Annotated in this window: 20 protein-coding genes; 11 read left to right on the top strand and 9 right to left on the bottom strand. The window is 68.9% G+C overall.

Annotated elements, in window-relative coordinates:
• Positions 1-101 precede the first annotated feature (101 nt).
• The 3 genes from QM634_RS08970 to QM634_RS08960 all read left to right on the top strand — a co-directional run bounded on the left by QM634_RS08970 (position 102) and on the right by QM634_RS08960 (position 4,186).
• Positions 102-1,490 (top strand): acetyl-CoA C-acetyltransferase, encoded by a 1,389-nt coding sequence (locus QM634_RS08970; protein ID WP_415042437.1) that lies wholly within the window; start codon positions 102-104, stop codon positions 1,488-1,490.
• A gap of 173 nt (positions 1,491-1,663) precedes the next feature.
• Positions 1,664-3,355, top strand: coding sequence for a VanW family protein (locus QM634_RS08965; protein ID WP_415042436.1), 1,692 nt, complete (start codon positions 1,664-1,666; stop codon positions 3,353-3,355).
• Positions 3,356-3,409: 54 nt separating this feature from the next.
• Entirely contained in the window at positions 3,410-4,186 is a 777-nt protein-coding gene (locus tag QM634_RS08960; protein ID WP_415042435.1) for an SDR family NAD(P)-dependent oxidoreductase, read from the top strand.
• Between the two features lie 93 nt (positions 4,187-4,279).
• On the opposite strand, the gene QM634_RS08955 is transcribed toward QM634_RS08960, so the two are convergent.
• From QM634_RS08955 to QM634_RS08940, 4 genes are all read right to left on the bottom strand, one after another.
• Positions 4,280-6,007, bottom strand: coding sequence for a hypothetical protein (locus tag QM634_RS08955; protein ID WP_415042434.1), 1,728 nt, complete (start codon positions 6,005-6,007; stop codon positions 4,280-4,282).
• 66 nt (positions 6,008-6,073) lie between these two features.
• The gene (locus tag QM634_RS08950) at positions 6,074-7,291 is read right to left on the bottom strand and encodes an MFS transporter (protein WP_415042432.1); all 1,218 of its coding nucleotides are present in this window, start codon (positions 7,289-7,291) and stop codon (positions 6,074-6,076) included.
• A 95-nt stretch (positions 7,292-7,386) separates the two neighbouring features.
• Positions 7,387-9,222, bottom strand: a complete 1,836-nt coding sequence (locus QM634_RS08945) for an acyl-CoA dehydrogenase (protein ID WP_415042431.1) — start codon at positions 9,220-9,222, stop codon at positions 7,387-7,389.
• Positions 9,223-9,412: 190 nt separating this feature from the next.
• A complete protein-coding gene (locus tag QM634_RS08940; RefSeq protein ID WP_415042430.1) occupies positions 9,413-10,183 on the bottom strand; it encodes a deoxyribonuclease IV in 771 nt (256 codons plus the stop codon).
• Positions 10,184-10,201: 18 nt separating this feature from the next.
• Between QM634_RS08940 and QM634_RS08935 the strand changes: the two genes are divergently transcribed.
• A complete protein-coding gene (locus QM634_RS08935; RefSeq protein ID WP_415042429.1) occupies positions 10,202-10,528 on the top strand; it encodes a YnfA family protein in 327 nt (108 codons plus the stop codon).
• Here the strand turns inward: QM634_RS08935 and QM634_RS08930 are convergent, their stop codons facing one another.
• The 3 genes from QM634_RS08930 to QM634_RS08920 form a co-directional block, all read right to left on the bottom strand.
• A complete protein-coding gene (locus QM634_RS08930; RefSeq protein WP_415042428.1) occupies positions 10,529-10,759 on the bottom strand; it encodes a hypothetical protein in 231 nt (76 codons plus the stop codon).
• A gap of 110 nt (positions 10,760-10,869) precedes the next feature.
• Complete coding sequence (locus QM634_RS08925; protein WP_415042427.1) at positions 10,870-11,934, bottom strand: DUF4185 domain-containing protein; 1,065 nt, start codon at positions 11,932-11,934, stop codon at positions 10,870-10,872.
• A gap of 64 nt (positions 11,935-11,998) precedes the next feature.
• Complete coding sequence (locus tag QM634_RS08920; protein WP_415042426.1) at positions 11,999-12,862, bottom strand: PaaI family thioesterase; 864 nt, start codon at positions 12,860-12,862, stop codon at positions 11,999-12,001.
• A 132-nt stretch (positions 12,863-12,994) separates the two neighbouring features.
• On the opposite strand from QM634_RS08920, the gene QM634_RS08915 reads away from it, so the two are divergent.
• Entirely contained in the window at positions 12,995-13,570 is a 576-nt protein-coding gene (locus QM634_RS08915; protein WP_415042425.1) for an HdeD family acid-resistance protein, read from the top strand.
• 29 nt (positions 13,571-13,599) lie between these two features.
• Here QM634_RS08915 and QM634_RS08910 read toward each other — a convergent pair whose 3' ends face one another.
• Positions 13,600-14,139, bottom strand: coding sequence for a hypothetical protein (locus QM634_RS08910; RefSeq protein ID WP_415042424.1), 540 nt, complete (start codon positions 14,137-14,139; stop codon positions 13,600-13,602).
• 65 nt (positions 14,140-14,204) lie between these two features.
• Here QM634_RS08910 and QM634_RS08905 point away from each other — a divergent pair, with 65 nt between their 5' ends.
• Positions 14,205-15,104: a cation diffusion facilitator family transporter gene (locus QM634_RS08905; protein WP_415042423.1), complete on the top strand. Its 900-nt coding sequence runs from the start codon at positions 14,205-14,207 to the stop codon at positions 15,102-15,104.
• A 14-nt stretch (positions 15,105-15,118) separates the two neighbouring features.
• Here the strand turns inward: QM634_RS08905 and QM634_RS08900 are convergent, their stop codons facing one another.
• Positions 15,119-15,829 carry a Clp protease N-terminal domain-containing protein gene (locus QM634_RS08900; protein WP_415042422.1) on the bottom strand — a complete coding sequence of 237 codons (711 nt, stop codon included), beginning with the start codon at positions 15,827-15,829 and terminating at the stop codon, positions 15,119-15,121.
• Between the two features lie 142 nt (positions 15,830-15,971).
• Here QM634_RS08900 and QM634_RS08895 point away from each other — a divergent pair, with 142 nt between their 5' ends.
• The 5 genes from QM634_RS08895 to QM634_RS08875 all read left to right on the top strand — a co-directional run.
• Positions 15,972-16,958 (top strand): ABC transporter permease, encoded by a 987-nt coding sequence (locus QM634_RS08895; protein ID WP_415042421.1) that lies wholly within the window; start codon positions 15,972-15,974, stop codon positions 16,956-16,958.
• Entirely contained in the window at positions 16,955-17,830 is an 876-nt protein-coding gene (locus tag QM634_RS08890; protein WP_415042420.1) for an ABC transporter permease, read from the top strand. Before QM634_RS08895 ends, QM634_RS08890 begins: the two co-directional genes overlap by 4 nt.
• On the top strand, positions 17,827-19,485 hold the full coding sequence (locus QM634_RS08885) for an ABC transporter ATP-binding protein (protein WP_415042419.1): 1,659 nt from the start codon (positions 17,827-17,829) through the stop codon (positions 19,483-19,485). Before QM634_RS08890 ends, QM634_RS08885 begins: the two co-directional genes overlap by 4 nt.
• Positions 19,482-21,134, top strand: a complete 1,653-nt coding sequence (locus tag QM634_RS08880; protein ID WP_415042418.1) for an ABC transporter family substrate-binding protein — start codon at positions 19,482-19,484, stop codon at positions 21,132-21,134. Before QM634_RS08885 ends, QM634_RS08880 begins: the two co-directional genes overlap by 4 nt.
• 90 nt (positions 21,135-21,224) lie before the next feature.
• Positions 21,225-23,592: AAA family ATPase (locus QM634_RS08875; RefSeq protein WP_415042417.1), on the top strand; the 2,368-nt coding region annotated here is incomplete at its 3' end.

Raw genomic sequence — 23,592 nt, 5'->3', positions numbered from 1 at the left:
GTTGGGTCGCTGTCGACTCGACCCGAGTTCGACAAGCAACTTACTCGAGAGTAAGAATACTCTACGAGAAGCACGTTCAATCTTTCAGGAGTAGGAAGCCAATGGCCACCACCCCCAAGAAGGCCCCCGCCAAGAAGACCGCTGCGAAGAAGGCCCCCGCCAAGAAGGCCCCCGCGACCAAGGCCACCGCCGGCGCGATCAGCTCGTTCGCCACCCGGCCCAAGCGCAAGGTCGCGATCCTGGGCGGCAACCGCATCCCCTTCGCCCGCCAGGACAAGACCTACGCGACGGCCAGCAACCAGGAGATGTTCACCGCCGCCCTGTCCGGCCTGGTCAGCCGCTTCAACCTGCAGGGCGAGCGCCTCGGCATGGTCGCCGGCGGCGCGGTCCTCAAGCACTCGCGCGACTTCAACCTGATCCGCGAGTCGGTGCTGGGCTCCGAGCTCTCCCCCTACACCCCCGCCTTCGACGTCCAGCAGGCGTGCGGCACCGGCCTGCAGGCCATCACCGCTGTGTCCGACGGCATCGCCTCGGGCCGCTACGACGTCGCCATCGGCGGCGGTGTCGACACCACGTCGGATGCGCCGATCGGCGTCTCGGAGGCCATGCGCCGCCAGATGCTCGAGGTGAACCGCGCCAAGAGCACCCCCGACCGCATCAAGGCGGCCCTCGCGCTGGCGACCAAGCTCGGTATCGAGATCCCGCGCAACGGCGAGCCGCGCACCGGCCTGTCGATGGGCGAGCACGCGGCCATCACCGCCAAGGAGTTCGGCATCAAGCGCGAGGACCAGGACGCCCTGGCCGCCGCCAGCCACCAGAACATGGGCAAGGCCTACGACCGCGGCTTCTTCGACGACCTGATCACCCCGTACCGCGGGCTGACCCGGGACGAGAACCTGCGCCCGAACTCCTCGGTCGACAAGCTCGCCACCCTCAAGCCCGTCTTCGGCGTCTCGCTCGGCGACGCGACGATGACCGCCGGCAACTCGACCCCGCTGACCGACGGTGCGTCGGCCGTCCTGCTCTCCACCGACGAGTGGGCCGCGGAGAAGGGTCTGCCGGTCCTGGCGTACTTCGTCGACAGCGAGACCGCCGCCGTGGACTACGTGAACGGTCCCGACGGCCTGCTGATGGCTCCCACTTACGCGGTGCCGCGCCTGCTCGAGCGCAACGGCCTGACCCTGCAGGACTTCGACTTCTACGAGATCCACGAGGCCTTCGCCTCGGTGGTGCTGGCGACGCTGGCCGCGTGGGAGTCCGAGGAGTACTGCGTCGAGCGCCTCGGCCTGAAGAAGGCCCTGGGCAAGATCGACCGCAGCAAGCTCAACGTCAACGGCTCGTCGTTGGCCGCCGGGCACCCGTTCGCGGCGACCGGCGGGCGCATCGTCGCCCAGGCCGCCAAGCAGATCAAGGAGAACGGCGGCGGTCGCGCGCTGATCTCGATCTGCGCCGCCGGTGGCCAGGGCGTCACCGCCATCATCGAGGGGTGACGGCGGTGCGCGGGTAGCCGGGTGTAACGCCCGCCACACCCGCGTCGATAACGACTGTGGGCCCGATTGAACTGCCTGACCCCCGACCCGGCAGTTCAATCGGGCCGTTCACTTCTGCGCGCCCGCGAGGCGCAACGCGGCAACAGGTGCCGCCACCAAGTAGATTTGGTTCGATGAGTGCGTCCACCACGTCCCGACGCTTGGCCCTGGGGGGCCGGGTAGCAGCGGCGGCCCTGCTGGTCTTCAGCGCGGTCACCGCCGGTGACGCCGTGGCCACCCACGGTCGTACCGCGCGCGGCACGACCGTCGCGCAGGTCTCGGTGAGCAACAAGACCGAGGTCGAGGTCGACAAGAGCCTGGACCAGCTGACGAAGGTCGTCGGCGAGCCCGTGCACGTGCGCACCGAATCCGGTGAGGCGACCTTCACCGCCGATCAGCTCGGCCTGACCTTCGACGAGGCGCAGACGGTCAAGAAGGCGATGGAGCAGCCCCGCAACCCGTTCCGCCGGTTCCTGGCGGTGTTGGGATTCAAGCGCAAGGTGCGCGCGGTCGTCGGGGTGGACCGGGACAAGTTCGACGCCGCACTCGACGGGGAGCGGACCAAGCTGGAGAAGGCCGCCGTGGAGGGCGGGGTCCACTTCGAGGCCGAGGGTGACAAGGTCGTGCCCAAGGGCGACATGCCGTCGGGCGGTCTGCGGATCAACCGCGACGTCGCCGCACGGGTGACGGCCGCCCATTGGCTCGACGGCAAACAGATCACGCTGCCGATGGAGCCGTTCCAGCCCACCGTCTCGGCCGACACGGTGCGCGACACCGTGCGCGGACCGGCGACGCGCGCGGTATCGGGACCGATCACCCTCAAGGGGCGCGGCAAGACCGACACCGTCCACCCCAAGGCGCTGGCCGGTGTGCTGTTCTACGCCCCCGACGGCAAGGGCGGGCTCGCGCCGACCGTCGACAAGACCAAGCTGAAGGCCCAGTTCCCCGATCTGAAGGCCACGCAGGCGAAGCCCAAGAACGCGAGCTTCACCATGAAGACCGGCAAGCCGACCGTGGTCCCCGGCCAGTCGGGTTTCGTCGTCAACTGGGCGGGTACCGCCGGCGCGATCGCCGCGGCGGTGGGGACCCCGAACCGCACGGCCGAGGTCGCCTACCGGGAGATCAAACCAGGCCTCAGCACCGACCAGGCCCGCAAACTCGGCATCCGGACGGTCGTCAGCGACTTCTCCACCGGCGGCTTCAACCAGCTGTCCGGCGAGAACATCCGCCGCGTCGCCGAGCAGGTCGACGGCGCGATCGTGCGCCCGGGCAACAAGTTCTCGCTGAACAACTTCACCGGGCCGCGCGGCGAGGCGCAGGGCTACGTGTCGTCGACGATCATCGACCACGGGCACGCCGCCAAGGCCGTCGGCGGCGGCATCTCCCAGTTCGCGACGACGCTGTACAACGCGGCCTACTTCGCCGGCCTCGAGGACGTCACCCACACCGAGCACAGCTACTACATCTCGCGGTATCCCGAGGCGCGCGAGGCGACCGTGTTCGAGGGCGCCATCGACCTCGTCTTCCGCAACAACACCCCGTACGGCATCTACATCGAGGCCGACTGGTCGCCGTCGGCGATCACCGTGAAGTTCTGGAGCACCCGCACGGTCAACGTCCAGTCGATCACCGGCCAGCGGTACGCCTACACCGACCCGCAGAAGCTCGTGCTCCCCAAGGGGGACGAATGCGTCCCGTCCAACGGCAGCAAGGGCTTCACCACGTCGAACACGCGGGTCATCACCGACGCCAAGACGGGCCGGGAGATCTCCCGCCACACGCGCACCGTCAAGTACGACCCCGAGCCGAACGTCACCTGCAAGTAGGCCAGCCCCGACCCGCCGGTGCCCTGGATCACACCCATCCGTATCCTCGGGCGTATGGATATCAAGGGAGCAAGTGCAATCGTCACCGGTGGTGCCTCCGGCATCGGCGCGGCTTCTGCCCGCCGTCTGGCCAAGCAGGGCGCCAAGGTCGTCATCGCCGACCTCAAGGCTGAGGACGGCGAGAAGATCGCCCAGGAGATCGGCGGCAAGTTCGTCGAGGTCGACGTCACCAACACCGAGCAGATCGAGGCCGCGGTCAACGCCGCCGTCGAGCTCGGCCCGCTGCGCGCGGTGGTCAACTCGGCCGGTATCGGCTGGGCCCAGCGCACCATCGGCAAGGACGGCGAGTTCGCCTCGGCGCACAACCTGGACCTGTACAAGAAGGTCATCGCGATCAACCTCGTGGGCACCTTCGACGTCGTGCGCCTCGCGGCCACCGCGATGAGCAAGAACGAGCCCAACGAGAGCGGCGAGCGCGGCGCGATCGTCAACCTCGCCAGCGTCGCGGCCTTCGACGGCCAGATCGGCCAGGCCGCCTACTCGTCGTCCAAGGGCGGCGTCGTCGGCATGACCCTGCCGGTCGCGCGCGACCTGTCGGCGGTCGGCGTCCGCGTCAACTGCATCGCCCCCGGCCTGATCGACACCCCGATCTACGGCGAGGGCCCCGACTCGGAGGCCTTCAAGGCCAAGCTCGGCGAGAGCGTGCTCTTCCCCAAGCGCCTGGGCGTTCCCGACGAGCTGGCCTCCATGGTCGAGGAGCTGATCACCAACTCCTACATGAACGCCGAGGTCGTCCGCGTCGACGGCGGCATCCGGATGCCACCGAAGTAGCTCGCGCAAACCCAACTGTTCAGGACAAACCCCACACCGAAATGGTGTGGGGTTTGTCCCGTTCTGTGGGGTTTGCGTCGGCCGACGTGGAGATCAGCGGAACCGCGGCAGCTCGACGACCTTCTTGCCCATCGTGCCGATGAGCATGCGCTTGGTCGTCGCGGTGGCCAGGATGCGCTCGGTCTTGCCGTTGGGCACGAGCGTGCGCAGTGCCCTCCCGAGCGGGGAGTTCCCGGCGAACCGGGCTCGATCGGCCGGATCCAGGACGAGGAACCCCTGGTAGAGGCGCGGGTTGGTGGTCAACCCCCGCGGGTTCCAATTAGGCCGGGGAGTCGGTGCGATGAAGCCCTTCACCGTCGTGCACTCGCCGCCGGCGCACACGCGATAGCCGACGGTGTCGGCGGCGTAGTCGAAGTCGCGCAGCTCGATGGTCCACCCGTCCTTGTAGCGGCCCCGGTAGTTCACCCCGGTCGGCCCGACCATGGTGAGCGTCGACGTGTCGCCGGACCGGTTGTCGAGCGGCTTGCGGGAAAGCCGCTTCTGCCAGCGGACCGGGACAAACCGCCACGACGCCTTCGGGTCGATCCGTTTGCGCCAGTAGCCGAGCTTGCCGTCCTTGCGGCCCTCGACGCGCAGCTCTCGGTGTCGCGAGTGGAAGCCGGTCTGCTCGATGCTGATCAGGGAGGTGATCTCCCCGGGCACCTTCGGCTGCTTGACCCATGCCGGAGGCGGTAGCTGGAACTTGGCGAATTGCTGCGGGAACAGGTTGCGCAGGAACGGGAACTGGGCGAAGAAGCCCTCGAAGTTGTTCGGCGCCCCTTTGCGGCCGTCCTGGTCCTCGGGGGTGTAGGAGAAGAACATCGTGTCGGCGCCGGAGATGTCGAAGTCCCACACGCGCGTGTACATGTCGCCGTAGTCGTTGATGAGGAAGGTCGTCGATCCGGCGGCGGACAGGTTGCGGGCCACGAAGCGGCCGTCGAGCGGACCCTGCATCTCGTAGCTGTAGTCGTCGGCGAAGTTCTTGTCGCCGGGCCGCAGGGGGTCGGCGCCGGGCAGCCACGGATCGAGGATGGTGATGCGGTTCCCGCGGGGCGACAGGGTGTAGACGGTGGTGACGCCGGCGCCGCCGACCGGGTGGCGGGCACCGGCCGAATCGGTCCAGGTGCCGCGCTGCTCGAAGGGCAGGACCGAGGTGTAGATCGGGTCCAACCAGGAGAAACTCCAGGCGCGTTCGTTGGTGCGGACGCGCGAGCCCGCCGGGTCGAGCCAGATCGGATGACCGAAGCGCGACGTCCACCACCACAGTTCCGGTGTCCAGTCGGCCGATTCGAGTGTGAAGATCCGTCCGCTGTAGGCGAGGACGACCAGGCGGCTGCCGTCGACGGACAGTCCGGTCATCTCGCCCTGCAGACACTGCGGGGTCGGCGCGAACCGCCAGTCGCCCAGCGTCTTGGCCGATTTCACGAACAGGTGCCCGCCCAGTAGGGCGAACTGCCAGACGGAGTTGTAGCCCGACTTCTGCGTGCGGATGGTGATCTTCGGCGGCAGCAGCCGTTGGACGTGCTCGGGGGCGCGCGGCATGGTGAACATGCCGATGCCCTCGCTCGGGGCGTGCATCGGCACCGGCCACATCCCGGCACGGCCGGGAAAACTCATCCACATGCAGCTGAGCGGTTTGGGGAGGATGCCGATCGGCAGTCGTTCGTCGACCTTCTTCGGCGCGGCCCCGGCGGGGGCGGGGAGTCCGAGAGTCACCAGGAGGGCGAGGCCCAGGGCGACGGCTGCGCGCGTGAGGCGTCCACCCGATGCAGTGCGCGACACGCATACCCCCTCGTCGTAAACTTCCTCAGCCTACGACAGCGGGTGAGGTGCGATTGCGTCTTTCGGTCACCGGTCCAGGGGGACGTCGGTGATCACGATCGGGCGGTCGCGCACACCCCGGATTCCGAGGACCGCTGCGGCCAGGCACGCGAGCGCGACCGCGCCGACGAACCACGGGAAGATCGCCGACGTCCCGAAGTGCGACGCGAGGGCACCGGCCAGCACCGTGGGGATCGCCATGGCCAGGTATCCGAGCAGGTAGTAGGCGCTCATCACGCGCCCGCGCGCGTCGGCGGGGGTCACTTCGTTCAGGTGGCGCAGCGAGCCGCCGAACGCGAGGCCGAAGGCGGCGCCGAGGGCGACGGCGTCGGCGATGACGAAGGCGGTGGAGCCGATGTGCAGGGCCCACACGGCGCCCAGCATCGTGACGATCATGCCGATGTTGCCGGCCACGGCCGCCTTGCGCGGATTGGTGTGGCCGCCGAGCCACTGCGCGGCGGCCGAGGCGGCGGCCATCGAGGAGATGACGACGCCGACGAACAGCACCGAGTGGTGTCCAGTCGCCTCTTGGGTCAGCGCCGGGTAGAGACTCAGGAACACCCCGAGCGTCGACCACGACGTGAAGATCCCGATGCCGGAGAACCAGAAGTCGGCGCGGATCTCGGCCGGCACCGACGGTCGTGCGATGGTGATCGGCTCACCGGTCCGCCCGACGTGCGGTTCGACCAGCAGGATCAGCGCGACGAGCATGACCGTGACGATCGCGGCGACGATCGCGAACGGCAGGCGCAGCGGGTTCGACGACCACTGTGCTGCGGCGGCCGCGCCGAGTGCGGTCACCGCGATCCCGACGTTGAGCGCGACGCCGCTGACCATTCCGTTGCGGGCGCCGTCGCGCGGGCGCACGTCCAGCAGGGCGGCACCGGACACGACGGTGATCGCTCCGACCGCGCTGCCGTGCAGGAAGCGCGCGACGATCAGCTGCCACGGCGACGTCGCTATCAGGAACAACCCCAGTCCGGCGAGGATCGCGAGCAGGGCGGCGAGCAGCACCGGCTTGCGCCCGACCGAATCCGAGATCGGCCCGACCGTCAGCGCCGAGCAGAGGGCGCCGATCGCGTAGACGGCGAACACGACGGTGATCGTCAACGGGCTCAGGTGCCACTGCTGCGCGTACAGCGGGTACAGCGGCGACGGCAGCCCCGACACCCCAAGCGCCAGGGCCAGCAGCGAGAGCAGGAACGCGAACACCCATCGCTGTGGATGGGTCGTGTACGAGCTCATGGGTCGAGGCTAGCGGTGTCCGGCAAACCCCACAGATAAGGACAAACCCCACACCGAAACGGTGTGGGGCTTGTCCCGTTCTGTCGGGTTTGCGATCAGAAGGCGGCTTCGTCGAGCTCCATGATGTCGTTGTCGACGTTCTCGAGGATGCCGCGGGTCGCGGTGAGCTGCGGCAGCATGTTCTTCGCGAAGAAGGTCGCCACCGCGACCTTGCCCTCGTAGAAGGCCTTGTCCGCACCGTCGGCGCCCTTGTCGAGCGCGGCGAGGGCGACCTCGGCCTGGCGCAGCAGCAGCCAGCCGATCACCAGGTCGCCGACCGACATGAGGAAGCGCACCGAGCCGGTGCCGACCTTGTACAGCTGCTTCGGGTCCTCCTGGGCCGACATGAGGAAGCCGGTGAGCGTGGCGGCCATGGCCTGGGTGTCCTCCAGGGCCGTGTTCAGCAGCGCGCGCTCACCCTTCAGGCGACCGTCGACCTCGTCGTTCTTGATGAACTCGGAGATCTGGCCGGCGACGTGGGCCAGCGCCTGGCCCTTGTCGCGGATGATCTTGCGGAAGAAGAAGTCCTGCGCCTGGATGGCCGTGGTTCCCTCGTACAGCGAGTCGATCTTCGAGTCGCGGATGTACTGCTCGATCGGGTAGTCCTGCAGGAAGCCCGAACCGCCGAAGGTCTGCAGCGACTCGGTCAGCTTCTCGTAGGCGCGCTCGGAGCCGACGCCCTTGACGATCGGCAGCATGAGGTCGTTGACCTTGAACGCCATCTCCTTGTCGGCACCGGACACCAGCTGGGCGGTGGCGTCGTTCTGGTGCGCGGCGGTGAAGAGGTACACGGCGCGCAGACCCTCGGCGTAGGCCTTCTGGGTCATCAGAGCGCGACGCACGTCCGGGTGGTGCGTGATGGTCACGCGCGGCGCGGTCTTGTCGGTCATCTGGGTCAGGTCGGCGCCCTGGACGCGGCTCTTGGCGTAGTCGAGCGCGTTGAGGTAGCCGGTCGACAGCGTCGAGATGGCCTTGGTGCCGACCATCATGCGGGCGTGCTCGATGACGTCGAACATCTGGGCGATGCCGTTGTGGACCTCGCCGACGAGCCAGCCCTTGGCCGGGACGCCGTGCTGGCCGAAGGACAGCTCACAGGTGGCCGAGGCCTTCAGACCCATCTTGTGCTCGACGTTGGTGACGAAGACGCCGTTGCGCTCGCCGAACTCCTGGGTCTCGAAGTCGAAGTGGGTCTTCGGGACGTAGAACAGCGACAGGCCCTTGGTGCCCGGGCCGGCGCCCTCGGGGCGGGCGAGCACCAGGTGCATGATGTTCTCGAACATGTCGTCCGAGTCGGCCGAGGTGATGAAGCGCTTCACACCGTCGATGTGCCAGCTGCCGTCCTCCTGCTGGGTCGCCTTGGTGCGACCCGCGCCGACGTCCGAACCGGCGTCGGGCTCGGTGAGGACCATGGTGGCGCCCCAGCCGCGCTCGGCGATGATCTCGGCCCACTTCTTCTGCTCGTCGGTGCCGTTGTTGTAGAAGACCTGGGCGAAGGACGGGCCGGCCATGTACATGAACAGGGCGGGCTGGGCGCCGAGGATCATCTCGGCCAGCGACCACTGCAGCGCGGGCGGCACGACGACGCCGCCGAGCTCCTCGCGCAGGCCGAGGGATCCCCAGCCGGCTTCCTGGTAGGTCTTGACGGCCTTCTTGAACCCCTCGGGGATGGTCACGCTGTGGGTGTCCGGGTGGAACACCGGCGGGTTGCGGTCGGTGTCGGCGAAGGGCTCGGCGAGCGGCCCCTCGGCGAGCGCGGCGACCTCGCGGAGCATGTCCTCGGCCGTCTCGCGGTCGAGGTCGGCGTACTCGCCCTGGCCGAGCACCTTCTCCAGGTCGAGGACCTCGAACAGGTTGAACTGGATGTCACGCAGGTTGGACTTGTAGTGGCCCATGGTGATGCATTCCTTTTGTCTTAGGCTGTCGGGTCTGACGCGGCCCGATGGGTGTTCACTGTTGGGGTTGTTTCGCCGTCGCAATCGGCGGCCCGACGAGCTATGTTACTCGTCGGTAACCAGGCCAGAATACTCCGTGGGACCAGGTGGGACAACTGGAGGGTTTGTGACCTCCGTAACCGGCCGCCGACTACAGGTTAGCCCGGAGATAGGCCAGGTCATCGGGGATTCCGGGGGCCGGCGTCTCCAAGACGACGGGGGCGTCCGCGGCCGCGATGACGCCGACGAGGACGTCCGGATCGATGTGGCCGTCGGCGAGGTTCGCGTGCCGGTCGCGCCCGGAGTCGAACTCGTCGCGCGAGTTGTTCAGGTGGACCAGGTCGATGCGCCCGGTGATCGCCCGGATCCGCTCGACCAACCCGACGAGGTCCTCGCCGCCGGCCCACGCGTGGCAGGTGTCCAGGCAGAACCCGGCCTGCTCGAAATCGCCGACCGCCTCCCACAGCCGCTCGATGGATTCGAGGGTGCGGGCCATCGCGTGATCGCCGCCGGCGGTGTTCTCGATGAGGATCGGCACCCCGAAGCCACCCTTGTCGGCCTGCCGCTCGAACAGCTTGCGCCAGTTCTCGAACCCCAGCGCGGCATCCTCCCCGTCGCGCAGGTGCCCGCCGTGCACGACGAGGCCGATGGCGCCGAGATCGGCGGCCGCGGTCGCCTGCTGCTCGACCGCCTTGCGCGACGGCATGCGCAGCCGGTTGTTCAGGCTCGCGACGTTGATCTGGTAGCTCGAGTGGACGACCACGTCGATGGGGGAGGTGGCGATCGCCTCCGCGTCGTCGCGCTTCTCCGGCTTCTTCCACCCCTGGGGATCGGTCACGAACATCTGGAAGACGTCGATGCCGAGGCCCTCGGCGGTCTCCAGGGGGTTCTCGTCTTCGCGCAGGTGGGCTCCGATTCGCATGGCTCTACGATAAGCGCCATGACGCTGTTGCGATCACTGCTCCTGTTCGTCGCTGCGGCCGTCCTCGAGATCGGCGGCGCCTGGCTGATCTGGCAGGGGCTGCGCGAGCACCGCGGGTGGCTCTGGGTGGGGATCGGCGCCGTCGCGCTGGGGCTGTACGGCGTCGTCGCCGCGGGGCAGCCCGACGCCAACTTCGGGCGCGTGCTGGCCGCCTACGGCGGGGTGTTCATCGTCGGTTCGCTGCTGTGGGCGATGGTCGCCGACGGGTTCCGGCCCGACCGCTACGACGTGATCGGTGCGCTGATCTGCCTCGTCGGCGTCGCGGTCATCATGTACGCGCGCTGATCAGCGCTGCGCGGTGATGTCGTCGCCGATCTCGTACTCGGTCTCGACGGAGATCGGCACGCCCGGGGCGATGAGCAGGCTGCAGGGCGTCGGACTGTCGGGGTAGAGCGTGAACCACTGATGGTTGACGTCGCTGCCGTACACGGTCTCCAGAACGCGTTGCAGTCGGGCCTCGCCCTCGCGGTTGAGGATGTACTTGCTGCCGCCGTAGTGCAGGAACCGATTCGGCATCGCCCACCTCCGAGCACGAAATGTGATCTGGCTCACCATCGTACGGCACCGGGGCCGAAACGACGACGGGCCCCGCACCAATCGGTGCAGGGCCCGTCGTCGTGGCTGTATCAGGGGCGGCGCAGGTTCACCTTCATGAAGTAGACCTGGTAGCCGTGCCAGATCGAGTACGTGAAGTACATCGTCGGGCCGGTCAGCGACCACGGGTGGATGAACGGGGCGTAGCCGCCGATCGGGTCCGTGGCCGGCACGATGTTGTGGCCGCGGGTCCACGGGCCCTCGGGGCGCGGCGCGGTGCGCATGGTGGCACCGTCGCGGGTCGCGAGGGACACGTAGCGGCCGATGTACTTGTTGTACGCGACCGAGATCTCGCCGGTGGGGGCGCTCATGATCGGCGTCGCGAGCGACGGGCCCTTGACCCAGTGGCCGCCGGCGAAGTACTCGTAGGCGCCGAGGTTCTCGATCTTCCCCTCGGGCACGCGCGCGAGGTAAACGGCGCCGAAGCGGCCGCTCGGGGTGCCGTAGACGTAGACGAAGCCGCCGTCCTTCATGAACGCGACCTGCTGGAACTTGCGGTTGCCCTTGTAGTTGGGGCGGCGCGCGACGATCCGCTTGAAGGTGCGACCGTTGTTGCCGGACACCGCGATGGCGCCGTAACGGGTCTGCCAGCGGCCCGGGTCGCCCCAGAGGTTGACCGCCTGCATGCCCATGTACTGCTTGCCGTTCACCGAGACGCCGCCGGTCGGGACGATGGTGACGTCGCGGCGCGAGGCCTTCACGACGCGCTTGGCGTATCCGGGGGGACCGGAGTGGCCGGTGAAGTGCAGGCCGTCGGCCAGGTTGCGGTCCTTGCTGCGCAGCAGCATGTTCGAGCGCAGGGCGAAGAGGTTGCCGCGCAGCAGCGACCAACCGTTGAACGACTGGGTGTCGCCGAAGGCGGCGAGGACCTCGTTGTGGCCGTTGTCCCACAGGATGCCCAGGTCGGTGCCGACGACATTGTACCGACCGACGGTGTCGTTGATCGAGCCGGGGCCGGTGATGCGGGCGACCATCTGGGCACGGTCGGCGACGAAGGCGTCGGCGTCGGCGGTGTTCACGGCTGTCGCGAGGCCGGCGGCGGCGGCCGCGGCGGCGGCCAGCGCGACGGTCTTCACGCGAATCGATGGCGAAAGCATGAGTGGCAGGCTACCAGCCATCGTTACCAAGTTGAGATTCGAGAAGGGGGTCGGGTGACCCAGGTCACGTTTGTTTCATCCGGTCTTCAGGCTTGACGCTCGTGAAATCGATCTCCGCCTTGGCGTTGTTGACGGCGGTCACGAGGCCGGTGCCGACCGGTCCGTCGACGTCGTAAAGGATGCACTCGCTCACCGAGATCCCGTCGTCCTCGACGTGGAAATCGGACTCGACGCCGACGCGCACGCCGCGCGGCAGTCGCGACAATGCGACGGTCAGGTCGCAGTTGATCAGTGCGATGCCGGTGGTGCCCCAGTTCCCCATCAGGCTGGTGGACTCGGCGGCGATGACCGCGCGCAGGAACGGCGACGGGGGCTCGCCGGCGACAACGGGCAGCGGGTGTGTCCAATGGCGCTTGCGGCCGGGGCCCTGCAGCGCGGCGAGGTCGCTGGTCCACGCGATCGCGTCGACCGGCGTGCCGTCGGCGGCCGTGGTCGCGTCGGCGGCGAAGCGCGGGTAGTAGTCGTCCTCGGGGACGCTGGGCGGATCGAAGTCGGTGGACTCCCGCGACCACCGCTCACCGTCGGGGTTCACCGACTCCCTGAGGAAGACGGTCGTCGAGCGGGCGACGCGCACCGGCTCCTCGTCGTCGAGGTGCTGAAGGACGTCGACCTCCACGACGCGGACCCGGCCCCCGTCGCGCAGGACGGTCGCGGTGGTGGCAGTGGGCTCCTCGCGCGCGGCGCGGAACAGGTCGATGGTGAACCGGACCGGTCGGAAGCCGTCGGCGCTGCCGGTGATCTCCGCCGTGCGCGCGGCGATGGCGCACACGGCCGGGCCGTTGAGCGTGCGCGGTCCCCAGAGGCTCAGCGAGAACCGCGTCGGGTCGAATCGACCGTTGGATTCGGTGAAAAAACTGGGTTGTCCCATTGCTCCTTATTACACGGGGCAGTGGGCGCGTTCGGCTCGGGCCCCGGCGCTGCGGAAGACGAAGTCGGGCGCATCGCGAATTAAATTGGAGTTGGTACGGACAACAGGCCCGATGTGGGTTAATCTCATCGCATGACAATTGCTGATATCGAACGTCAAATCCCGGAGAAGGCCGTTGGCGCCGTCCGGGGCACCATCCTTTTCACGGCTCTGCTTGGCATCGTCATCGGCGTTGCCGCGCTCGTCTGGCCGGGCAAGACCCTGAACGTCCTGGCGATCCTGCTGGGCATCTCGCTGATCGCGACCGGCCTCTTCCGCCTCTACCAGGCGTTCTCCGCGACCCTGCTCTCGGGCGGTCTGCGCTTCGCCTACGGCCTGATCGGTCTGATGATCCTCTGGGCCGGCATCGTGGTGCTGTGGCACCCGTCGAACGACGGCTGGGCCGAGGCCGACCGCATCTGGTTCCTCGCCGTGTTCATCGGTGTGGGCTGGATCTTCCAGGGTCTCGCCGAGCTGTTCGCCGCCACCACCAACTCGGGTCACTCCTCGCGAGTCCTGCTGGTGCTGTCGGGTCTGGTCGCCATCGCGGCCGGCGTGATCATGCTGGTGTGGCCGGCCCCGTCGCTGCTGACCTTCGTGTGGATCGCAGGCATCCTGCTGATCATCGTCAGCGTCGCCTCGCTGTTCACCCTCCCCAAGAAGGTTTAATACGACTGCGTCGACACGACGCGCGTCACTTACGAAGCCGACGCCAATCCGTCCACTGTGAGCGGGTTGGCGTCGGTTTCTTTTGTGCTCAGTTCCGAGATGGTCGAGAGCAGGCTGACGCGGTGGCGCAGGGCTCCGGCGAAGTCGGCGGGGTCGACCTCTGTGCGGAAGGTCGCCGGTGCGCCCAGGAGGCGTCGGGCCGACGTCGGATCCGACTCCCACAGCGCGTCTGCCGTCTGCAGATACAGTTCGACGGCCCGCGGGTAGTCGCGCATGTTGAGCAGCGCCCACGCCCATTTCTTTGCGACGTCGACGGTGTCGTCCTCCGCGCGCCCGTGGGTGCGCACGTACTTGCCGTGCAATTCGGTGCAGAAGCCGACGCAATCGGGCCACCGGTTCAGCTCATAGGCGCACCGGATGCAGTCGTGGAGATTGTGGAGGTATTGCGGCGAGTAGGGTCCTTCGCGCCGCGAGCGGATCTCGGCCAGCACGGAGAACTCCGCCAGTGCCGACATGTATTCACCGTGGGCGTAGAGGGCGCTCGCCTCGGCTTCCATTTCCTCGAGCATGGATCGATTGTGCCGCATCGGGGTGTGATCTGCGTCATATCGGGGCCATGCGGGACAATGTCGGGGTGACCAGACGCGCCCGGCTGCAGCGATACGCGTGGCTGTCGATCGCGACCGCCGTGGCCACCATCGCCCTCAAAATGGGCGCCTGGTTGATGACCGGTTCGGTGGGCCTGCTGTCCGACGCCGCCGAGTCGGTGGTGAACCTCGTGGCGGCGATCGTCGCGCTGATCGCGCTGGGGGTCGCGGCACGACCGGCCGACGACAACCACAACTTCGGGCACGCCAAGGCCGAGTACTTCTCCGCGGGCGTCGAGGGCGCGATGATCTTCGTCGCCGCGGTCGTCATCGTCTATGCCGCCGTTGAGCGGCTGCTGCACCCGCAGCCGCTCGAGTCCCTGGGGATCGGTGTCGCGGTCTCGGTCGTGGCGGCGGCGTTGAACGGCGCCGTCGCCGTGGTGCTGATACGAGCGGGGCGCCGGTACCGGTCGATCACGCTGACCGCCGACGGTCGGCACCTGATGACCGACCTGATGACGACCATCGGCGTGATCGCGGGCATCGTTCTGGTCGCGCTCACCGGGTGGGAGCGGCTGGATCCGATCATCGCGATCGCGGTCGCGGTGAACATCCTGTTCGTCGGCTACCGACTGATCGTCGAGTCCACGTCGGGCCTGATGGATGTCGCGCTGCCCGACGAGGACGTCGCGCGGTTCTTCTCCGTGTTGGACGAGTTCCGGTCGCCGGAGGTCGCGTTCCACGACGTGCGCACCCGGACGAGCGGGCACCTGCGCTTCCTGCAGCTGCACATGCTGGTGCCCGGCGAATGGTCGGTGCAGCGCGGCCACGACCTCGTGGAGGAGGTCGAGCAGCGACTCCACGAGGAGGTCGAGGACCTGGTCGTCACGGTCCATCTCGAGCCCATCGAGGACCCGCGCTCCTACGAGTCCGACCGCCTCCCCTGACGCCGAGTGGACTCCTACGGTTTGACCGCGGACAGCAGTTCGCCGATCGCCGAGTCGAGCGCGTCGCGATCGGCGCCGTGCGCGGCCAGCGTCTCGGCAACCTCGTCGTCATCGAACAGGGCCAGTAGTAGATGCTCGGTGCCGATGTAGTTGTGTCCTTTGCCGAGGGCGACCGCCAGCGTCTCGTCGAGAACCTTCCTGGACGCATCGGAGTAGGGGATCATCGTGCGTGCGCCGGGCGCGAGCGTGGCCTCGACCGGAGCCGGATCGCCGAACGCAGAGCGCAGACCGTCGACGTCGGCACCGGTCTTCCTGAGGGCGGCGACCGCCAGCGTCTGATCGTCGGGGAGAAGGTGTCGCGCCAAGAGCGCCGGCTCGATGCTCTCGGCTTGGGAACGAACGGCGTCGTCGTGGGCCTTGACGAGTACGGCTCGCGCGCGCGGCGTGAAGCGTTGGAAGGCGTCGCCGTCGGCCTTTGCGGTGAAGCGCTTCTGTGCGGCCTGCTTGGTGACCCCCATGCTGGCGCCGATGGCGCTCCACGGCTGCCCCGCTCGACGCGCCTGGTCGACGAAATGGCCGATCAGGGAATCGCCGACGTCCCCGAGGTGCCCGGAGACGACCATCGCAGTGGAGAGTTGCCGCAGTGGGTCGTCGGCCGATTTGCGGACGGCGTCGATCAAGTCGTCGAGGCGGACATTGGACAGGGAGGCTGCGTCGTCGGTCATGCGTCCACCCTAGGTTGACGCCGGCAATTCGTCAACCACGGGTTGACGCCCCGGGTCCACTCGGCGAGATTGACCGCCCACTCGGCGAGAAACGGGGTCCACTCGACGCTAGAGTTGCGGGGATCGTCGGAAGGGGCGGGAGTTGATCGGGTACGTCGCGCGGCGCATCGCCACGTGGTCGGTGCTCGTCTTCGTCGCCGTCAACCTGACGTACTTCATCGCGTCGGCGTTCCTGGACCCGCGCTCGAACTACGCCGCGCGCAAACCTCCCCTGCCGCCGGCCGTCGTCGACGCCCAGCTGAGCAGCTACAACCTCAACGACAAGACGCCGATCCTCGAGCGCTGGTGGCACTGGCTCTCGAACATCCTGCTGCACTGGGACTGGGGCTCGAGCCCGACCGGCGTCAGCGTCAACGGCCAGATCGCCTACCGCGCAGTCGTGTCCGCCCAGCTGGTCTTCGGCGCGACCGTCCTCGCGACCCTCCTCGGCGTCGGCCTCGGCGTGTACACCGCCATGCGCCAATACCGCGTCCCCGACCGTCTGCTGCAGGCCGTCTCGATCTTCTTCATCAACCTGCCGGTCGCCGTCATCGGCCTCGCGGTGGTCCTCATCGGCATCTCGATCAACCAGACCACCGGCCACTCGGTGGTGCTGGTGTCCGGCGCGGAGAGCATCGACGTGCACGGCTTCTGGCCGACGATCCTCGACCGGCTCAAGCACCTGGTCCTCCCGACGATCACCATCGTCCTCGCCGAGTACGCCGGGCTGCACTTCCTGCAGCGCTCGCTGCTGCTCGACACCATCGACGCCGACTATGTGCGGACCGCCCGCGCCAAGGGGCTGACCAAGGGGCGCGCGGTGCGCAAGCACGCGCTGCGCACCGCGATCATCCCGGTGGCGGTCGGCGTCGCCTTCGCGATCCCGGGCATCTTCACCGGCGCCGTCATCACCGAGACGATCTTCGGCTGGGAGGGCATGGGCCGCTACTTCGTCACGTCGATCAACACCAACGACATCCACGGGGCGGTCGCCGTCGCGGCCTTCGGTGCCCTGGCAACGGCCATCGGCGCGATCCTCGCCGACGTCGCCGTCGTCCTCCTCGACCCGCGAGTGCGGAGCAGCCGATGACATCCCTGATGTGGCAGCGCTTCTCCCGACGACGGTCCGCCGTCGTGGGATTGGCCCTGTTCGTCCTGCTCGTCGTCTTCGCGATCGTCGGCGGCCTCTTCACCCGGTACGGCTACACCGACACCGACTTCCTCGCCATCGGCTTCCCGCCGGGTCGCGGCCACTGGTTCGGCACGAACGATGCCGGCAACGACCTCTACGCGCAGGTCGTCCACGGTCTGCAACGCTCGCTGATCATCGCGCTCGCCGTCGCCGTCGGCACGACGCTGATCGCCGCGGTCACCGGTTCGCTGGCCGCGTTCTTCGGCGGCTGGGTGGAGAAGGCGGTGCTCGGCTTCGTCTACCTGCTGCTGGTGGTGCCGAGCTTCCTCATCCTCGCGATGACCGCCAACGCGACCGGCGGCGACTGGCGGTGGATCATCGCCGCCCTGATCGTGTTCGGCTGGATGATGCTCGCCCGCGTCGTGCACTCGATGGCGGTGTCGCTGCGCGAGCGCGAGTTCGTGGTCGCGGCCCGCTACATGGGGGAGCGACCGTGGCGCATCATCGCGCGCCACATCATCCCGAACCTGTCCTCGCTGCTCGTCATCAACTTCGCCCTCGCGGTCGTGGGCACGGTCCTCACCGAGACGGGTCTGTCCTTCCTGGGGCTGGGCGTCAAGATCCCCGACGTCTCGCTCGGCTCGTTGCTGCAGTCGGGCGTCGGCACGATCGTCGCGTCGCCGTGGCTGTTCTACTTCCCGGCCGGCGTGCTGACGCTCCTCACGGTGTCGATGACGCTGATGGCCGACGGCCTGCGCGACGCGCTGGACCCCAATGCCGCCAACCCGACCGTCGCCGAGCCGGTCGAGACCGCCGGGGGAGCGTCGTGAGCGGGCCGCTGTTGCAGGTCGACGACCTGCGAGTCGCATTCGGTTCCGAGGCCGGTCGCGTCGACGCCGTGCAGGGCCTGGGTTACACGGTCGAGCGCGGGAAGACCCTGGCGATCGTCGGGGAGTCCGGGTCGGGGAAGTCCGCGTCCGCGCTGGCCGTCATGGGACTGCTGCCGGACTCCGCGCTCGTCACCGGTTCGGCGAAGCTGAACGGCCGTGAGCTGATCGGCCTGGGCGACGGCGAGCTGTCGGGGATCCGCGGCAACGAGGTTGCGATGATCTTCCAGGACCCGCTGTCCTCGCTGACGCCGGTGTTCACGATCGGCGCCCAGATCGTCGAAGCGCTCCAGGTGCACCGCTCGATGAGCTCGACCGCCGCGCGCGACCGGGCCGTCGAACTGCTCGACGCGGTCGGCATCCCGGATCCGCGCGCCCGCTTCCACTCCTACCCGCACCAGCTGTCGGGCGGTCAGCGCCAGCGCGTCATGATCGCCATGGCGATCGCCAACGAACCCGACCTCATCATCGCCGACGAGCCGACGACCGCCCTCGACGTCACCGTCGCCGCGCAGATCCTGCGACTGCTCACGACCCTGCAGCGCGAGACCGACGCCGGGCTCGTCCTGATCACCCACGACTTCGGCGTCGTCGCCCGTGTCGCCGACGACGTCATCGTCATGCACGGCGGGCAGGCCGTCGAGCGGGCGCCGGTCCTGGACCTCTTCGACGACCCGAAGGACCCGTACACCGTCCGGCTGCTCGACGCCGTGCCGCGGATCGACGGGCCCATGCGGACGGATGGGGGGCTCGATACACCCGCTCCTTCGCCGCAGCCGCCCGACGACCACAGCGTCCTGTCCGTGCACGACCTCACCAAGACCTTCGCCGTCACCTCGCGGTTCCTGCGCCGGCGCACGGGTGAGGTCCAGGCGGTCAGGGGCGTCTCCTTCGACCTGGTGCCCGGGCAGACCCTCGCCATCGTCGGGGAGTCGGGCAGCGGCAAGTCGACGACGCTGCACGAGATCATGGGCTTCGCCCAGCCCGCCGGGGTGGTCCGCATCGCGGGGCAGGACCCGGCGACGCTCGGCGGACGGGACCAACGCGCGCTGCGCCGACACATCTCGATGGTGTTCCAGGATCCGGCGGGCGCGCTGAACCCGCGGATGACCGCGCGCGACGTCGTCGCCGAGCCGCTGCGGGTCGCCGGCCGTTCACGCGAGGAGGCCCATGCGCGGGTCGACGAGCTGCTGTGCCAGGTGGGCCTGGACCCCGACCAGGGCGACCGGTTCCCCCGCGCGTTCTCCGGCGGTCAGCGCCAGCGGCTCGCGATCGCCCGGGCGCTGGCCACCGAGCCGGCGGTGATCGCCCTCGACGAGCCGCTGTCCGCGCTGGACGTGTCCATCCAGGCCGACATCCTCGACCTGCTGGTCCGTGTGCAGGAACAGACCGGTGTCGCCTACGTGATCGTCGCGCACGACCTCGCGGTGGTGCGCCGGATCGCACACCGCGTCGCTGTGATGAAGGCCGGCGAATTCGTCGAGCAGGGCGAGGTCGCCGACGTCTTCGAGCGGCCGCAGCACCCGTACACGCGCGAGCTGATCGCGGCCGTCCCGCCGCTGGATCCCCGACGAGCCCGGATCGAGGCGGCGACATGAGGGCGACCAGGTTCATCGTCGCGGCGACCGTCGCGCTCGCCGTCGTCAGCGGATGCGGCGTCGACCTATCGTCGAGCAGCACCTTCGAACCCGGGCAGGCGCAGCTCAACGCCAAGCCGCGCGAGGAGATCCGCGACGGGGGGTCGTTGACGACGGCGCTCACCGAGGTCACGCCGCAGTGGAACACCTTCCAGGCCGACGGCACGGCGTACACGTCGTCCCTGTGGCACTGGTACAACCCGGTGCTCGCCTACTTCTCGGCCGACGGCGAGTACTCCTTCAACCGCGACTACCTCACCGACGTCCGCAAGGCCGTCATCGACGGGAAGACGGTCGTCACCTACACGATCAACCCGCGTGCCACCTACAACGACGGGACGCCGATCGACTGGCGGTCCTTCGAGAACACGTGGCGGGTCAACAGCGGTGCCGATTCCGCCTATGCCGCCAGCAGCACCGACGGCTACGACCAGATCGAATCGGTAACCCGCGGCGTCGACGACAAGCAGGCCGTGGTCACCTTCCGGGGCGTGTGGGCGTGGCCGGACGGGCTGTTCAACCTGCTGCAGCACCCGAAGATCGTCACCGCCGACGACTTCAACCGCTCCTATGTGCAGAACCCGCGCGCCGACCTCGGTGCCGGGCCGTACACGATCGAGTCCTACGACCGGAACGCCGGCACCGTCGTGTTCCGCCGCAACCCCAAGTGGTGGGGCAAGCCGGGCAAGCTCGAGCGCCGCGTCTTCCGGCAGATGGAGCCGCAGGCGGCGATCAACGCCTTCCGCAACGGCGAGCTGGACGCCACCGGCGTGAGCAGCAAGGACAACCGCGCCCAGGTGGTCACGATGACCGGCATCGACGTCCGCGCGTCGGCGACGCCCGCCAACGCACTGCTCGTGGTCAACCTCGACACCCCGGTGCTGCGCGACATCCGGGTGCGCGAGGCGCTGCTGCGCGGCATCGACCGCCAGACCCTCGCCCGGATCCGGTTCACCGGTCTCGGCTACACCGAGGACCTGCCCGGCTCCTTCCTGCTCTATCCCTTCCAACCCGGCTACCGCGACAACGTCGGGTCGACGGTCACCTATGACCAGGACCGCTCTCGTCGCCTGCTCGACGAGGCCGGTTGGACCACCGACGGCTCCGGTATCCGGCACAAGGGCGGACAGCGGCTGACGCTGTCCATGCCCATCCTCGGCGACGACGCGACGACCGCCAACCTCGCGCGGGCCATGCAGGCGATGCTGCGCCAGGTGGGGATCGACCTCGCCATCGCGGTGCGGCCCACCTCCGACTTCTCCAAGGTGATCGTCGGCAAGGAGTTCGACGTCTTCCAGATGGGGTTCAGCTCGTCGGACCCGTTCGGACTGGCCTACCTGTGCCAGATCTGGTGCTCGAACTCCCAGCTGAACCGATCGGGCGCGGGATCGCCCGAGCTCGACGCGGAGATCAGGCGGGTCCAACAGATCCCCGATCCCACCGCGCAGATCAAGGCCGGCAACGAGGTCGAGGCGCGGGCCTTCCGGCAGTACTCGAATCTGCCGCTGTTCAACGGGCCGACGATGGTCGCCGTGAAGAAGGGGTTGGCCAACTACGGCGCCGGGATGTTCTACATCGGACCGGTGGAGGACATCGGCTGGGCGAAGTAGCGGGTATCCGCTGGTGAACGCAGTGGGACAAGTGTCCAGAATTCTGCGCTTTGTCCCGCCCGCGCGGCCGGCGGGACCTATCATCTCCCCATGCGCGCCGAATGGCCAATCCTCGAGCGCGCCAACGAATTCGACCAGATTCGGCAGGCTCTCGAGGGCGGCTCGGACAAGTGTGGGGTCGTGCTGACCGGGGAGTCCGGCGTCGGCAAGACGACGTTGGCGCGCCTGGTGACCGGCAGGCTCGGGGGCGCGCGGTGGATCGCCGGCACCGAGTCGGCGCGCTCGATCCCGCTCGGCGTCTTCGCCCATCTCGTCGGACCGTCGGCCACCAGCGACCCCGTCGCCTACCTGGCCGCCGCGCGCACCTCCCTGCTGGCCGAGGGCAAGACGATCATCGGCGTCGACGACGCCCACCTGCTCGACGAGCTGTCCGCGACGCTGCTGCACCAACTCGCCATCGACCGCGCCGTGCAGATCATCGCCACGGTGCGCAGCGGCGAATCGGTGCCCGACGCGGTGACGTCGCTGTGGAAGGACCGGCACCTGCTGCGGATGACGCTGCAGCCGTTCACCAAGTCGCAGAGCGTCGACCTCGTCGAGTCGGTTGTGGGCGGGCGGCTGGAGGGACTGTCGGCGGACCTCATGTGGGACGCGTCCGGCGGCAACGCCCTGTTCCTGCGACACCTCGTCGACGGCGCGATCGAGGCGGGCACCCTGCGGGAGTCGAACGGGGTCTGGCAGCTGCGCGGGCGCACCGCGATCACCTCCGAACTGGCCTCCCTCTTGGAGGGTCGCATCGACCGCCTCGACGACGAGGTGCTGACGGTCCTGCAGTACCTGAGCCTGTGCGAGCCGGCGACCCTGGACGTGCTGAGCGAACTGGCCGGTGACGCGGCGGTCGAGCGCGCCGAGGCCCTCGACCTCATCCGGATCGCCCAGCAGGGCGGCAGACTGCGGGTGCAGTACACCCATCCGCTCTTCGGCGAGGTGATCCGCAGCAGAATGGGGTCGTTGACGGCGCGGCGCCTGCGCGGCCGACTGGTGTCGGTCCTGCAGGCGCAGCGGTCGGACGTCGTGTCCGACCGGATCCTCATCGCCGACCTCGGCCTCGACAGCGACGTCGTGATCTCCAGCGACGACTTGGCCGCGGCGGCCAACCAGGCCCTGACGGTCGCCAACATCCCGATGGCGCAGCGCTTCGCGAAGGCGGCCGTCGACGCGGGTGGCGGGCTGGAGGCGTCCGAGCCGCTGGCGCGCGCACTGATGTGGCAGGGCCGCGCCGACGAGGCAGAGGCCGCGCTGGCCGTCTTCGACCCCGACCGGTTCAACCAGACCGAACTCATCCGGTGGGGGCTGCTGCGGATCGGCAACCTGTTCTGGGCGGTCGGCGACGCCCCGCGCGCGCAGCAGGTCCTCGACCTCGTCGCCGCGCGCGTCACCCAGCCGGCGCTGGCCCTGATCGTCAAGGGCGTCTCCTCGGCGATCGCCCTGTTCACCAACCGGCTCGACGAGGCGATCACCCTCGCCGACGAGGTCCTCGCCGATCCGCTGGCGACACCCTGGGCGGTGGAGTGGGCGGTTTTCGGCGGCAGCCTGTCCCGCGCGCTGACCGGTCGGGGCGACGAGGTGGCCGCGCTGGCGGAGAAGGCCCGTGAGGCGGAGAAGGTCACCGACGGACTGCTGCGCTTCCCCGCCGGATTCGGCGAGATCCTCGCGCTGACCTTGCCCGGTCGGCTCGACGAGGCCGATCAGGCGGCGCGGCGCTACCTCGACTTCTCCTCTGCCGGCCACTATCTCGGCTGGGCGCTGTCGGGGATCCAGGTGAGTGAGGTCGCGGTCATGCGGGGCGACCTGCCGGCCGCGGTGACGCGGATGGAGCAGACACTGGCGGCCCTCGGCGAGGAAGGTTCGGCCGCCTCGTGGGCCTACCCGGCCTTCATCCTCCAGGTCATGGCTCTCTCCGGTTTGGGCCAGGGGGCGGCCGCTGCCGACACCCTCGCCCGCGCGCAGCGCGCCTTCCATCGCCACGTCGCGGTCTTCGGACCCAGCCTCGACCTCGCCGTCGCCTGGCAGGCCGCCGGGGAGGGGAGGTACGGACGCGCGGCGCAGCTCGCCGTCGAGGCGGCCGAGAACGCCGCGGCCTGCGGGCAGATCGCCATCGAGGCAGAGGCCTGGCAGCTGGCCGCACGGTTCGGCGATCCGAGCGGTGCCGCGCGTCTGGCCGAGCTGGCCGCACGGCTCGACGGCCCGTTGATCGGTGTCTACGCGCGCTATGCCGCCGCGGTGTCCGACGGCGACGGCGCCGCCTTGGATGAGGCCGCCTCTGCTCTCGGTGAGCTCGGTTTCAAGCTGGCCGCCGCCGACGCGGCCGCGCAGGCGAGCGTCGCCCATGCGGCGGCCGGCGCGCGCACGGCGTCGGTCGCGTCGTCCTCGGCGGCGAGTCGGTTGGCCGCCGAAT

This window comes from Gordonia sp. (in: high G+C Gram-positive bacteria) (genome assembly GCF_047606305.1).
Taxonomy (GTDB): Bacteria; Actinomycetota; Actinomycetes; order Mycobacteriales; family Mycobacteriaceae; genus Gordonia.
Note: the sequence above shows the minus strand (reverse complement) of the source record. Positions and strands in the feature narration are given on the sequence as shown.